Below are 12,812 nucleotides of genomic sequence, written 5' to 3'. Positions count from 1 at the left end.
GCAAATCTGGATCCATTATGGAACCATCGTCACACTTGGCCATATTGCTGGCCATGCCGCAGCCAGCGGTCGAGCAATGGGCTGACATGCTCCGGCCAGCGCGCAAGCAGGGCCTGGGCGGCGTCACGCACTGCCGGTAACAGGTCGGCATCGCGCATCAGGTCGGCGACCTTGAACTGCAGCAGGCCGGTCTGGCGGGTACCAAGCATCTCGCCCGGGCCGCGTAGCTCCAGGTCCTTCTCGGCGATGATGAAGCCGTCGTTGGTTTCCCGCATGATCCCCAGGCGCTCGCGGCCGATCTGCGACAGGGGCGGGTGATACAGCAGCACGCAATGGCTGACGGCGCTGCCCCGGCCAACTCGGCCGCGCAGCTGGTGCAACTGGGCCAGGCCCAGGCGCTCGGGGTTCTCGATGATCATCAGGCTGGCGTTGGGCACGTCCACGCCGACCTCGATCACCGTGGTAGCAACCAGCAACTGCAGGTTGCCGGCCTTGAACTCGGCCATGACCTCAGCCTTTTCCGCCGGCTTCATGCGCCCGTGGATCAGCCCCACGCGCAGCTCGCCCAGGGCGCTGCCCAGCTCCTCGTAGGTGCTTTCGGCGGCCTGGCAGGTCAACTCTTCGGATTCTTCGATCAGCGTGCATACCCAATAGGCCTGGCGCCCTTCGGCGCAGGCGGCGCGTACCCGCTCGACCACTTCGAAGCGGCGGCTGTCGGCCACCAGTACGGTATTCACCGGGGTACGCCCGGGCGGCAGTTCATCGAGTACCGACGTGTCCAGGTCGGCATAGGCGCTCATGGCCAGCGTACGCGGGATAGGTGTGGCAGTCATGATCAACTGGTGCGGGCACAATTCGCCGGCCACGCCTTTCTTGCGCAGGGCCAGGCGTTGCTGCACGCCAAACCGGTGCTGCTCGTCGATGATCGCCAAGGCCAGGTGCTTGAACTTCACCTCATCCTGGAACAGCGCATGGGTGCCGACCACCATCGGTGCACCGTTGGCGATCTGCTCGAGGGCGCTGGCCCGGGCCTTGCCCTTGAGCTTGCCGGCCAGCCAGGCCACCTCGATGCCCAACGGCTCGAGCCAGCGCTTGAAGGTGATGTAATGCTGTTCGGCGAGAATCTCGGTGGGCGCCATCAGCGCCACCTGGTAACCGGCTTCCAGCGCCTGCAGGGCGGCCAGGGCGGCGACCACGGTCTTGCCGGCGCCGACATCACCCTGCACCAGGCGCATCATCGGCTCGTGCTGGCTGAGGTCATAGGCGATTTCATTGGCCACCCGCCGCTGCGCGCCGGTCGGTTGGAAGCCCAGGTTGGCCAGGTATTGCGCCTGCAGGCGCTGGGCCTTGGGCAGTACCGGTGCGCGCAGGCTGCGCAGGCTCTCGCGCAGGCGCTGCTGCGACAGCTGGTGGGTCAGCAGCTCTTCGAAGGCCAGGCGGTGCTGGGCCCAGTGCTGGCCTTCGGCAAGCTCGTCGAGGTCGGCGTCGGCCGGCGGGTTGTGCAGGTAGCGGATGGCATCGTCCAGCGGGGCCAGCTGGTAGTCGCGGGCCAGTTCGGCGGGCAGCCAGTCTGGCAGGCTGCGCGGGCCGAGCAAGGCCAGGCTTTGCTGGCACAGCAGGCGCAGGCGCTGCTGGGTCAGGCCCTCGGTGGACGGGTAGATCGGCGTCAGGGTCTGCTCCACCGGTGGTGGCGGCTCGTCGCCGTTCAGCGCGCGGTATTCCGGGTGGTAGATTTCCAGGCCCGAGGCGCCGGGGCGCGCTTCGCCATAACAGCGCAGGTGGGTGCCGCGCTTGAGGCCTTCCTTCTGCGCATTGCTGAAGTGGTAGAAGCGCAGGCTCAACACGCCGCTGCCATCACCCAGGCGCACCACCAGGCTGCGGCGTTTGCCCATGGTCACGTCGGCACCGCTGACCACGCCCTCGATCACCGCGTCCTGGCCGGGGCGTAGCTGGCCGATCGGGACCACGCGGGTGCGGTCCTGATAACGCAGGGGCAGGTGAAACAGCACGTCCTGCAGGTTTTCCAGGCCGACCTTGGCGAGTTTCTCTGCCATGGCCTCGCCAACCCCCTTGAGTACCGTGACCGGGACCTTCGACAGCTCACTCATGGCTCAGGCCGGCTGTTCCGCTGGGGCTTTGGCGACCGAGCACAGGCGGATCGAGTCGGCGAGGATCTCGATGGCCTTCGGCCGTGGGAAGCTGGCGCGCCAGGCAATGGCCACGGTTCGGAAGGGCGCCGGTGCGGTCAGCGGGCGGACCTCGATGACGCCTGGGGCGTAATGGTGGCTATGCACTGCCGACAGAGGCAGGATCGACACGCCGAGGCCCGAAGCCACCATGTGGCGGATGGTTTCCAGCGAGCTGGACTCGACCGTGGTGTGCCTGGCCCCTTCGCCGCCCTTGTTCAGGGTCGGGCAGGCTTCCAGCACCTGGTCGCGGAAGCAGTGGCCTTCCCCGAGCAGCAACAGGCTCTTGTCGTTGAGCATGGCGGTGTCGATGGTCTTTTTCGCCGTCCACGGGTGGTCGGCCGGCATCAGCGCGCAGAACGGTTCATCGTACAGCGGCAGGGTCAGCACGTCGGCTTCGTTGAACGGCAGGGCGATGATCACTGCGTCCAGCTCGCCGTTGCGCAGCTTTTCGCGCAGGACGTGGGTGAAGTTCTCTTCGATGTATAGCGGCATCTGCGGCGCTACGCGGTGCAGCTGCGGGATCAGGTGCGGGAACAGATACGGGCCGACGGTATAGATGGCGCCGACCTTGAGCGGGGCAGTCAGCTGGTTCTTGCCGGCCTGGGCGAGTTCGCGAATGCCCTGGGCCTGTTCCAGTACCTTCTGCGCCTGGGCTACGATGCTTTCGCCGACCGGGGTCAGGCGTACCGCGCTCTTGCTGCGCTCGAAGATCAGCACGCCTAGCTCGTCCTCGAGCTTCTTCACACCGACCGACAGGGTCGGCTGGCTCACGTGACAGCGTTCGGCGGCATGGCCGAAATGCTGTTCCTGGGCGAGTGTGACGATGTAGCGTAATTCTGTAAGGGTCATAACGTGCGTCCATGAAGTTGCGAGCCCAGCATAGCGGCTGCAATCGATAGACGCACGTTATCAGAGTTGCCGATTTGTGACAGAAACAAAGCCTCAGCGGCGGTCCAGCGAGTAGACGAACGGCGCCACGACTTCGATCGTGCCGTTGTTCAGCAACTCGGGTGGTGGCTTGGGTACCGTGCCGGCCCGACGGATCATTTCCAAGGTCGCCCGGTCCAGGGCGGCACTGCCTGAGCCACCGGCCATGGAGTACGACACCACCTTGCCTTCGGCGTCGATCACGAAGCGCAGCCGGTTGATGCCCTGCAGGCCGCGCCGGCGCGCGTCTTCCGGGTAGCGCTTGTACTTGGCCAGGTGGCGCAACAGGTCGCTCTGCCAGGTTGGCAGGGCGTTGCTGTTGGCCGCAATGCTCGGTGTCGGCGCCGCGGACTTCTGCGGTGGCGTGTTGCTGGGCGGCGCATCCACCGTCTGTTCGGTCGGCGGGGCTTCCTTCGGCGGCTCAGGCTTTTTCTCGGGCTTGGGCGGCTGCGGTTGCGGCTTGGCCTTCGGCTTGGGCGGCTTGGCAATGGCGATCTTCGGTTTGGGAGCCTCGGCCAGCTTTGGCAGCGGTGGTTCCTCGACCGGTGCCGGCGGCTGCGGCGCTGCTTTCGGAGGGGGCGGTGGCGCAGGCTCCGGCAACGGCGCCAGCTCGACCATCATGGCTGCCGGGGGCAGCTCGATGGCCTGGGGTACCGACCAGTTGAGCGTGAGCAGCACAGCCACGGCATGGACACCCAGCACGAGGGCCAGGCTGCCGCCGTAACGCGCCAGATTGTGCCGCGTCTTCGTCATTTCTTGGCTGCCGTCTCGAGACCTACCAGGCCGACTTTCAGGTAGCCGGCCGCGCGCATGCTGTTCATTACTTCCATCAGGTCACCGTAATCCACGCCTTTGTCAGCCTGGAAGAAGATGGTGGTGTCCTTGTCGCCCTTGGTCTTGGCGTCGAGCATCGGGCCAAGCTGCTCGGGGGCCGGGACCTGATCGTCGCCGACGTACAGCTTCTGGTCGGCCTTGACGCTGACGAACACCGGTTTTTCCGGCCGCGGTGCCGGCTTGGCGGTCGAGGCAGGCAGGTCGACCTTGATGTCGACCGTGGCCAGGGGCGCTGCGACCATGAAAATGATCAGCAGCACCAGCATCACGTCGATGAACGGCGTAACGTTGATTTCGTGGTTCTCGACCAGGTCGTCACCACCTTCGTTGAGATGCAGGCCCATGGCTTACCCCACTTTCACCATGTGCGGGGCGGCGCGCTCGCTGCCCTGGTGGTCCAGGTCACGGCTGACCAGCAGCAGCACCTGGGCGGAGGCGTCGGACACCTGGGCCTTGTAGCCGGCGATGGAACGGGCGAAGACGTTGTAGATGACCACGGCCGGAATCGCCGCGACCAGGCCCAGGGCGGTGGCCAGCAGGGCTTCGGCGATGCCCGGGGCAACCACGGCCAGGTTGGTGGTCTGGGTCTTGGCGATGCCGATGAAGCTGTTCATGATGCCCCAAACGGTACCGAACAGGCCGACGAACGGCGCGGTGGAGCCGATGGTGGCGAGCACACCGGTGCCGCTGCTCATGGTACGGCCGCTGGCGTGTACCAGGCGCTCCAGGCGGAAGCTGACGCGTTCCTTGATGCCTTCCTTTTCCCGGGCATTGGCCGACAGGCGCATCTCTTCAAGCGCATCCTGGACCAGGGTATGAGCCAGGGTACCCTCCTTGTTGGAGTGATCGCTGGCTTCTTTCAGGCTGGCGGATTTCTTCAGCAGGGCGATTTCACCACGCAGGCGACGCTTGGCGCCCATCAGCTCGAAGCCTTTGGCAATCCAGATGGTCCAGGTGATGATGGAGGCGATGGCCAGGCCGATCATGACCGCTTTCACCACTACGTCGGCGTTCTTGTACATGCCCCAAGGCGAAAGGTCGTGGGCCATGCCCAGCGAGGTATCTTCAACCAGGGCTTCGACGCTCGGGTCTGCCGCGGTCGGGGCTTGAGCCGGAGTGGCGGTAGGGGTGTCGGCCGTCGGCGCTGCGGCTGGCGCAGCGGGTGCGCTGGCGGCAGCTGGCGCGGCGGCGCTGGCGGTTGGCTCATCGGCCATGGCCACCGGGGCCAGCACCAGGCTGAGCATCAGCGCGGCGATGGCGCGCCAGGCGCGCGACGGGGTTGGCGAAGCGGAAGGTTGAATACGTGTCATGCTGGCCGGACCTGATGAAGAAAAAGTAAGCGTTCTCCAAGGCCTCGAGGTAGGCCGAGAACAATTTGGCCGCCATTATTGCAAGTAATTCTTGTTAACAAAAGTAATCTTGTTGCTTTTTTCGCCTATGGTCTAGTCACCCATCGTGTAGCGTGGCCGGGTTGATCAAGTTGGTCTAGGGAGTTCAGAGATGTCAGACCTTTCCGTGATGGTTGTGGGTTGTGGTGATGTAGGCGGGCGTCTTGCCCAGCAGATGCTGGCGTGCGGCTGGCAGGTAAGCGGCCTGCGCCGTTCGGTGGGGCAACTGCCGGCAGGTGTTGCGCCGGTGGCTGCAGACCTGGCCGAGCCATCGATGCCACCAGCCTGGCCGCAGCGTGCGCCGGATTATTTGGTGTATTGCGTGGCGGCCAGCCAGCACGACGAGGCCGGTTACCAGGCAGCCTATGTCGACGGGCTGCGCCATGTGCTGGCCTGGTTGGCCGCACGCGGCCAGCGCCCACGGCGCCTGCTGTTCGTCTCCAGCAGCAGCGTGTATGCGCAAAAGGGCGGGGAATGGATTGACGAGCGTGCAGCCACTGAGCCTGAAGGTTATTCCGGGCGGGTGATGCTGGAAGCTGAGCGGCTTGCCTTGGCCAGCGGCATTCCGGCGACTGTGGTGCGTTTGACCGGCATCTACGGCCCGGGTCGCGAATGGCTGCTCAGCCAGGTGCGCCAGGGTTACCGCGTGGCCGAAGAGCCGCCGCTTTATGGCAACCGTATTCATGCCGAGGATGCCGCCAGCCTGCTGGCTTTCCTGTTGCAGGCCGATGCCGAAGGCAAGGCGCTGGATGCCTGCTACATCGGCGTCGACGACGACCCCGCGCCGCTGGCCGATGTGGTGGCCTGGCTGCGGGATTACCTGGGAGTTACCGAGTGGTCCGATGAACAGTGGGTGCGGCGGACGGGCAGCAAGCGTTGCAGTAATGCGCGGGCGCGGGCGCTGGGCTGGGCGCCGGTGTATCCGAGTTACAAGGAAGGCTATGCGGCGATCCTGGCGGGTAAAAACTAGCCCTCTGGCTTGTGCGGTCCGTGTAGGAGCGGCCTTGTGTCGCGAATGGGCCGCAAAGCGGCCCCAGCAATCTATGTAGTAACGCACAAATCCTGGGGCCGCTGCGCGCCCCATCGCGACACAAGGCCGCTCCTACAGGGGGCGGCGCTCGGCTCGAGATAAGGCTTCAGTCCTGCTCCAGCAACCACTGGCGCTTGCCGGCCGCCAACACGGGCATCTCATCCGGCTGCGCACGGTTCACCGCCTGGAAAATCTCCAGCTTGTCGCCATCGCGCTTGAAAATGAAGGGCGCGCCGCGCTGCTCATGCTCCAGCCACAGGCTGTCATTGCTGCCACCCATGGTTGCGCAATCACCCGCCAGGCACAGGGCGAAACGGTCTGGTCCCGGCAGGCCGGTGACGTTGCCGGTATCGCTGAAGCGTACGCTGGCACCTTTGCCCTGGCCGTCGATGATCTTCCAGTTGCCACCCAGATAAGCCTGGTACAACGCCTTCTCGAAGCTGCTACCCAGTGGCGCATTGGCTGACGCTGGCGCCTTGGCCCGCACGAAAGTCTGCTTGGCGCCTTTTTGATCGATGGCTTGCAGCTCGTCACCATCGAGCGACAGCTGCTCGGTCTGGCCGCCCTGGAAGCTGGCCTGCCATTGCTTGTCGGCGGCCCTCAGCTGGCCGTCGACCGCCTCGAAACCATTGCTGTAGCTGGCCTGCTGGCTGGCGACGTCGAGCTTCCACTCGAACACCGGGCCGTGCTCGTCGAGCGCCTGGCGCAGGCTGTCACCTTTGACCGCCGCAGTGATGGCGTCCTGGTTGATCCAGGTACCGTTGAAGTCTTCGGGTTTGTGGCTGGCGCAGCCGCCCAGAAGCAGGGCTGCCAGCGCTAGAGGCAGTGCTTGACGCATGACGGGTAACCTTGCAGAGGAAGGGAGGGTGACGGGCAGGGCGCCCGTCACCGGGGCATCATTCGATGACCAGAATGGCGTCCATTTCAACCTGGGCGCCTTTTGGCAGCGCGGCAACGCCGATGGCGGCGCGGGCCGGGTACGGCTGCTCGAAGTAGCGGCCCATTACCTCGTTGACCTTGGCGAAGTGGCTCAGGTCGGTGAGGAAGATGTTCAGCTTGACGATGTCCTTGAACGAACCGCCAGCGGCTTCAGCCACGGCCTTGAGGTTCTCGAAGACCTGCACGGTCTGGGCTTCGAAGCCTTCGACCAGTTCCATGGTCTTCGGGTCCAGCGGGATCTGGCCCGACATGTACACGGTGTTGCCGGCCTTGATCGCCTGCGAGTAGGTGCCGATGGCGGCAGGGGCCTTGTCGCTGTTGATGACGGTCTTACTCATGATGACTCCTTGCGGTTGGCGGACTACGTACGCATACGGGTTATGCGGACCACACCGGTCAGGGTACGCAGCTTCTTGATCACACGCGCCAGGTGCACACGGTCGTGCACGCTGACCACCAGTTGGACCACGCTGATACGGCCGTCGCGTTCGTCCATGCTGATCTTCTCGATGTTGCCGTCGGCGGCGTTTACGCTGCTGGCCAGCAGCGCGATCAGGCCGCGCTGGTGTTCCAGTTCGACACGCAGTTCGACGTTGAACTCACCGGTGATGTCCTTGGCCCAGGAAAGCTGTACGCACTTCTCCGGGTTGTGGCGGATTTCACTGATGTTGCGGCAGTTCTCCAGGTGCACGACCATGCCCTTGCCAGCTGACAGGTGGCCGACGATCGGGTCGCCCGGGATCGGCGTGCAGCACTTGGCGTAGCTCAGCACCAGGCCTTCGGTACCGCGGATTGCCAGCGGGCCTTCCGGCGCCGGCAGTTGTTCGCCTTCAGCCGACAGCAGGCGGCGCGCAACCACGTAGGCCATGCGGTTGCCCAGGCCGATGTCTTCGAGCAGGTCTTCGATCAGCTCCAGGCGGTACTCGGCGAGAATCGCCTGGATGTGCTCCTGAGGGATGCTTTCCAGGCTGCTGTCGAAGCCGGTAAGCACCTTGTTCAGCAGGCGTTCGCCCAGGCTGATGGACTCGGAGCGGCGCTGCTGCTTGAGTGCGTGACGGATGTGCGTGCGGGCTTTGCCGGTAACCACGAAGTTGAGCCAGGCCGGGTTCGGCCGTGCACCCGGGGCGCTGACGATTTCCACCGTCGAGCCGCTTTGCAGCGGTTCGGACAACGGTGCCAGGCGGCGGTTGATGCGGCAGGCGATGCAGCTGTTGCCGACGTCGGTGTGCACCGCGTAGGCGAAGTCGACGGCCGTGGAGCCCTTGGGCAGCTCCATGATGCGGCCCTTGGGCGTGAACACGTAGACCTCGTCCGGGAACAGGTCGATCTTCACGCTCTCGATGAACTCCAGCGAGTTGCCGGCACGTTGCTGCAGTTCGAGGATTCCCTTGACCCACTGGCGAGCACGAGCGTGGCTGCCCTTGGGCTGCTCATCGTCGTTGGACTTGTACAGCCAGTGTGCGGCGATACCGTTGTTGGCCATCTCTTCCATTTCGCGCGTGCGGATCTGGATTTCGATGGGCACCCCGTGCATGCCGAACAGCGTTGTGTGCAACGACTGGTAGCCGTTGGCCTTGGGAATCGCGATGTAATCCTTGAAGCGACCAGGCAGCGGCTTGTACAGGTTGTGCACGGCACCGAGCACGCGGTAACAGGTATCGACCTTGTCGACGACGATGCGGAAGGCATACACATCCATGATCTCGTTGAAGGCGCGACGCTTGCCGCGCATCTTCTTGTAGATGCCATAGAGGTGTTTCTGCCGGCCACTGACCTCGCCCTCGATGCCGTCGGCGGCCAGGCAGTTGGCCAGCGAGTGCTCGATCTTGGCGACGATCTCCTTGCGGTTGCCGCGTGCGCTTTTCACCGCCCGGTGAATCAGCGACGAGCGCATCGGGTGCATGGCCTTGAAGCCCAGGTCCTCGAACTCCACGCGCACGGTGTGCATGCCCAGGCGGTTGGCGATGGGGGCGTAGATCTCGAGGGTTTCCTTGGCAATGCGCCGGCGCTTTTCGCCAGACAGCACTTCCAGGGTGCGCATGTTGTGCAGGCGGTCGGCCAGCTTTACCAGGATCACGCGGATATCGCGCGCCATGGCCATGGCCATCTTCTGGAAGTTTTCGGCTTGCGCCTCGGCCTTGGTCTCGAAGTTCATCTGGGTCAGCTTGCTGACGCCATCGACCAGCTCGGCCACGGTCTCGCCAAACTGTTGGCTGAGGGCTTCCTTGGCGATGCCGGTGTCTTCGATCACATCGTGCAGCATGGCGGCCATCAGGCTTTGATGGTCCATGTGCATGTCGGCGAGGATGCTGGCCACGGCCAGCGGATGGGTCACGTAGGGCTCGCCGCTGCGGCGACGCTGCCCGTCGTGTGCCTGTTCGGCGTAGAAATAGGCACGCCGGACCAGGTTGACCTGTTCGGGGCCAAGGTAGGTCGACAGCCGTTCGGCCAAAGCTTCTATACCCGGCATGGGTTCACCTCCTGCCGAGGAAGAGGGCCTTGCGCCGTGCGACGTCGACCAGGCATCAATCAGACAGCCTCGTTGTTCTCGTCCTCGAATGCGGCGAACACCGGATCCTCGGTGACGATCTCTTCGGCGGCGATGAATTCGTTGGTGACGATGCCTTCGGCGATTTCACGCAGGGCAACAACGGTCGGCTTGTCGTTTTCCCACGCAACGCGTGGCTCTTTGCCGCCGGTCGCCAGCTGGCGAGCGCGCTTGGTCGAGAGCATGACCAGCTCAAAGCGGTTATCCACGTGTTCCAGGCAGTCTTCAACAGTTACGCGGGCCATGGTCTTCCTCAGTAGCAATTGCGGTGGGCGTGCAGCCCGATAATGGGCAGGCGGACTCGATAGTTTAAAAAATCACCAGCCAATAGGGAAGCGCTGTTTTGTCGGGTGGATCGGTGTGGGCTTCTTCGCGGGCATGCCCGCTCCCACAAGTCCTGCACAGTTCTCACCGCCGCCGCTTTACCTGTGGGAGCGGGCGTGCCCGCGAAAGGGCCGGAGCAGACATGCTCGATACATGAGCCTGACGATAACCTCAGAGCATCGCGTCACGCAACCGCGGGGTCAGCTCCTCGAACAGCGTCTGGACCGAGCGCAACGCCCGGCAGTCCGGCCGGGTCAGCAGCCACAGCTGAGTATCGCAGCCGGGCAGCGGCCCGCTCAACGCGTCCACCCCCGGCAGGGCATGCACCATGTAATCCGGCAGCGCCGCCACGCCCAGCCCGGCCGTGACCAACTGGGCGATGGTGGACATGCCGCTGCACTGGTAGCGCGGGCTCAACCCCGGATGCTGCTGGTTGCGCCAGACCACCGTGGGGTGGTCCTGCATCGAGTCGTCCGGGGCGATCCACGGCACGCTGGCCGGCGATTCGGCCAGGCGCTCGCGCCACTGCGGCTGGCCGCAGACCACATACGAAGTCGACCCCAGGTTGCGCCCGACCAGGTGCTCCGGCGGCGTGTTGGTCAGGCGCAGGGCAATGTCGGCATCGCGCCGGCTGAGGTTGGCGAAGGTGTTGGACGTGCCCATTTCCAGCGACAGCGCGGGGTAGTTGGGCATGAACTCGGCCAGCGCCGGCAGCAGCAGGCTGTGCATCACCGCTTCGGTGCAGGTCAGCCGTACCGTGCCACTCACCACCTGTTCGCCACTGGTCATGGCAATGCGTGCCGCTTCCAACGCCTGCTCGGCGCGCTCGGCCTGTTCGGCCAGGGCCTGGGCAGTGTCGGTCGGCAGGTAGCCCTTGCGGCTCTTGACGAACAAGGCCGTGCCCAGCGCCGACTCCAGCCGGCGGATCGAGCGGAACACGGTCGAGACATCGACCTTGAGCAGCTCGGCTGCCTTGGCCAGGGAACGACCGCGCTCCAGCGCCAGGACCAGGGAAAGGTCGGCGTGGGTAATCTGATATTGCATTGGTGCACGCTCTGCTTGCCGAATTGCCAATGTCTGTTGCGTTTTGGCCATTTTATAGTGAAACGGCCCCCGGGAATCAATGCGCCCGGTCGGGTAACCAATCCCCACGATGGGAAAGTGAAAAGAACAACAGCTGCAACCATCGTCGCCCGTGAGGCGCCAGCCGTATCCCCACATCGCCGCAGCAAATCATAGGATGTACAGCCATGACGTCGGTAACCCCGTGCGCCAGTTCTTCCAGCGAGATGAGTGACTTCCTCCAGGCCCATCCGGACACGCAGTACGTCGACCTGCTGATCTCCGACATGAACGGCGTGGTACGTGGCAAGCGCATCGAGCGGGCCAGCCTGCACAAGGTGTACGAGAAAGGCATCAACCTGCCGGCGTCGCTGTTCGCCCTGGACATCAACGGTTCCACCGTCGAAAGCACCGGGCTAGGCCTGGATATCGGCGATGCCGACCGTATCTGCTTCCCGATCGCGGGCACGCTGTCGGACGAGCCCTGGCAGAAGCGCCCGACCGCCCAGCTGCTGATGACCATGCATGAACTGGACGGCCAGCCGTTCTTCGCCGACCCGCGCGAGGTGCTGCGCCAGGTGGTGAGCCGGTTCGACGACCTGGGCCTGGATATCTGTGCCGCGTTCGAGCTGGAGTTCTACCTGATCGACCAGGACAACCTGAACGGCCGCCCGCAGCCGCCGCGCTCGCCCATTTCGGGCAAGCGTCCGCAGTCGACCCAGGTGTACCTGATCGACGACCTCGACGAGTATGCCGACTGCCTGCAGGACATGCTCGAAGCGGCCAAGGAACAAGGCTTGCCTGCCGACGCCATCGTCAAGGAAAGCGCCCCGGCGCAGTTCGAAGTCAACCTGCACCATGTGGCTGATCCGCTGAAGGCCTGTGACTACGCGATCCTGCTCAAGCGCCTGATCAAGAACGTGGCCTATGACCATGAAATGGACACCACCTTCATGGCCAAGCCTTACCCGGGCCAGGCCGGCAATGGCCTGCACGTGCACATTTCGTTGCTGGACAAGAAAACCGGCAAGAACATCTTTGCCAGCGATGACCCGCTGCAAAGCGACGCCTTGCGCCATGCCATCGGCGGCGTGCTGGAGACCATGCCGGCGTCGATGGCCTTCCTTTGCCCGAACATCAACTCCTACCGCCGTTTCGGTGCGCAGTTCTACGTACCCAACGCGCCAAGCTGGGGCCTGGACAACCGCACCGTGGCCGTGCGCGTACCCACCGACAGCAGCGACAATGTGCGCCTCGAGCACCGTGTCGCCGGCGCCGACGCCAACCCCTACCTGATGCTCGCGGCAATTCTCGCCGGTGTGCACCATGGCCTGACCAACCAGGTCGAGCCGGGTGAACCGATCGAAGGCAACTCCTACGAGCAGCTGGAGCAGAGCCTGCCGAACAACCTGCGCGATGCCCTGCGCGCGCTGGATGACAGCGAAGTGCTCAACCAATACATCAGCCCGGACTACATCGATATCTTCGTGGCCTGCAAGGAAAGCGAACTGGCCGAATTCGAAGTGTCAATCTCCGACCTCGAATACAACTGGTACCTGCACACGGTGTAA

The 12,812-nt window shown here is 64.4% G+C and carries 12 protein-coding genes; 2 read left to right on the top strand and 10 right to left on the bottom strand.

The window, feature by feature from the left end; all coding sequences use genetic code 11:
- Positions 1-29: 29 nt before the first annotated feature.
- From recG to exbB, 5 genes are all read right to left on the bottom strand, one after another.
- Entirely contained in the window at positions 30-2,108 is a 2,079-nt protein-coding gene (recG, locus tag HU763_RS24140) for an ATP-dependent DNA helicase RecG (RefSeq protein ID WP_186684013.1), read from the bottom strand.
- 3 nt (positions 2,109-2,111) lie between these two features.
- Positions 2,112-3,038, bottom strand: a complete 927-nt coding sequence (locus HU763_RS24135) for a hydrogen peroxide-inducible genes activator (RefSeq protein WP_043199836.1) — start codon at positions 3,036-3,038, stop codon at positions 2,112-2,114.
- Between the two features lie 93 nt (positions 3,039-3,131).
- Positions 3,132-3,869 carry an energy transducer TonB gene (locus tag HU763_RS24130; protein ID WP_186684014.1) on the bottom strand — a complete coding sequence of 246 codons (738 nt, stop codon included), beginning with the start codon at positions 3,867-3,869 and terminating at the stop codon, positions 3,132-3,134.
- A complete protein-coding gene (exbD, locus tag HU763_RS24125) occupies positions 3,866-4,294 on the bottom strand; it encodes a TonB system transport protein ExbD (protein WP_170033820.1) in 429 nt (142 codons plus the stop codon). The genes HU763_RS24130 and exbD overlap by 4 nt, the downstream gene beginning before the upstream one ends.
- Positions 4,295-4,297: 3 nt before the next feature.
- Positions 4,298-5,260 (bottom strand): tonB-system energizer ExbB, encoded by a 963-nt coding sequence (gene exbB / locus HU763_RS24120; RefSeq protein WP_186684015.1) that lies wholly within the window; start codon positions 5,258-5,260, stop codon positions 4,298-4,300.
- Between the two features lie 190 nt (positions 5,261-5,450).
- On the opposite strand from exbB, the gene HU763_RS24115 reads away from it, so the two are divergent.
- A complete protein-coding gene (locus HU763_RS24115) occupies positions 5,451-6,308 on the top strand; it encodes an SDR family oxidoreductase (protein WP_186684016.1) in 858 nt (285 codons plus the stop codon).
- A gap of 166 nt (positions 6,309-6,474) precedes the next feature.
- On the opposite strand, the gene HU763_RS24110 is transcribed toward HU763_RS24115, so the two are convergent.
- The 5 genes from HU763_RS24110 to HU763_RS24090 all read right to left on the bottom strand — a co-directional run bounded on the left by HU763_RS24110 (position 6,475) and on the right by HU763_RS24090 (position 11,223).
- On the bottom strand, positions 6,475-7,206 hold the full coding sequence (locus HU763_RS24110) for a hypothetical protein (protein WP_186684017.1): 732 nt from the start codon (positions 7,204-7,206) through the stop codon (positions 6,475-6,477).
- Between the two features lie 58 nt (positions 7,207-7,264).
- Complete coding sequence (locus tag HU763_RS24105; RefSeq protein WP_009684531.1) at positions 7,265-7,645, bottom strand: RidA family protein; 381 nt, start codon at positions 7,643-7,645, stop codon at positions 7,265-7,267.
- A 23-nt stretch (positions 7,646-7,668) separates the two neighbouring features.
- Positions 7,669-9,777: a bifunctional GTP diphosphokinase/guanosine-3',5'-bis pyrophosphate 3'-pyrophosphohydrolase gene (spoT, locus tag HU763_RS24100; RefSeq protein WP_170033812.1), complete on the bottom strand. Its 2,109-nt coding sequence runs from the start codon at positions 9,775-9,777 to the stop codon at positions 7,669-7,671.
- 59 nt (positions 9,778-9,836) lie between these two features.
- Positions 9,837-10,100: a DNA-directed RNA polymerase subunit omega gene (gene rpoZ / locus HU763_RS24095; RefSeq protein WP_003253383.1), complete on the bottom strand. Its 264-nt coding sequence runs from the start codon at positions 10,098-10,100 to the stop codon at positions 9,837-9,839.
- A gap of 250 nt (positions 10,101-10,350) precedes the next feature.
- Positions 10,351-11,223, bottom strand: coding sequence for a LysR family transcriptional regulator (locus HU763_RS24090; RefSeq protein WP_013974798.1), 873 nt, complete (start codon positions 11,221-11,223; stop codon positions 10,351-10,353).
- Between the two features lie 245 nt (positions 11,224-11,468).
- Here HU763_RS24090 and HU763_RS24085 point away from each other — a divergent pair, with 245 nt between their 5' ends.
- The gene (locus HU763_RS24085; RefSeq protein WP_372241591.1) at positions 11,469-12,812 is read left to right on the top strand and encodes a glutamine synthetase family protein; all 1,344 of its coding nucleotides are present in this window, start codon (positions 11,469-11,471) and stop codon (positions 12,810-12,812) included.

Source organism: Pseudomonas anuradhapurensis (assembly GCF_014269225.2).
GTDB lineage: Bacteria > Pseudomonadota > Gammaproteobacteria > Pseudomonadales > Pseudomonadaceae > Aquipseudomonas > Aquipseudomonas anuradhapurensis.
This window is presented reverse-complemented; position numbering and strand designations above follow the sequence as displayed.

Excerpts from the sequence above, each read along its gene's own strand:
- recG (WP_186684013.1), bottom strand. The coding sequence starts at position 2,108 with ATGAGTGAGCTGTCGAAGGTCCCGGTCACGGTACTCAAGGGGGTTGGC.
- HU763_RS24135 (WP_043199836.1), bottom strand. The coding sequence starts at position 3,038 with ATGACCCTTACAGAATTACGCTACATCGTCACACTCGCCCAGGAACAG.
- HU763_RS24130 (WP_186684014.1), bottom strand. The coding sequence starts at position 3,869 with ATGACGAAGACGCGGCACAATCTGGCGCGTTACGGCGGCAGCCTGGCC.
- exbD (WP_170033820.1), bottom strand. The coding sequence starts at position 4,294 with ATGGGCCTGCATCTCAACGAAGGTGGTGACGACCTGGTCGAGAACCAC.
- exbB (WP_186684015.1), bottom strand. The coding sequence starts at position 5,260 with ATGACACGTATTCAACCTTCCGCTTCGCCAACCCCGTCGCGCGCCTGG.
- HU763_RS24115 (WP_186684016.1), top strand. The coding sequence starts at position 5,451 with ATGTCAGACCTTTCCGTGATGGTTGTGGGTTGTGGTGATGTAGGCGGG.
- HU763_RS24110 (WP_186684017.1), bottom strand. The coding sequence starts at position 7,206 with ATGCGTCAAGCACTGCCTCTAGCGCTGGCAGCCCTGCTTCTGGGCGGC.
- HU763_RS24105 (WP_009684531.1), bottom strand. The coding sequence starts at position 7,645 with ATGAGTAAGACCGTCATCAACAGCGACAAGGCCCCTGCCGCCATCGGC.
- spoT (WP_170033812.1), bottom strand. The coding sequence starts at position 9,777 with ATGCCGGGTATAGAAGCTTTGGCCGAACGGCTGTCGACCTACCTTGGC.
- rpoZ (WP_003253383.1), bottom strand. The coding sequence starts at position 10,100 with ATGGCCCGCGTAACTGTTGAAGACTGCCTGGAACACGTGGATAACCGC.
- HU763_RS24090 (WP_013974798.1), bottom strand. The coding sequence starts at position 11,223 with ATGCAATATCAGATTACCCACGCCGACCTTTCCCTGGTCCTGGCGCTG.
- HU763_RS24085 (WP_372241591.1), top strand. The coding sequence starts at position 11,469 with ATGAGTGACTTCCTCCAGGCCCATCCGGACACGCAGTACGTCGACCTG.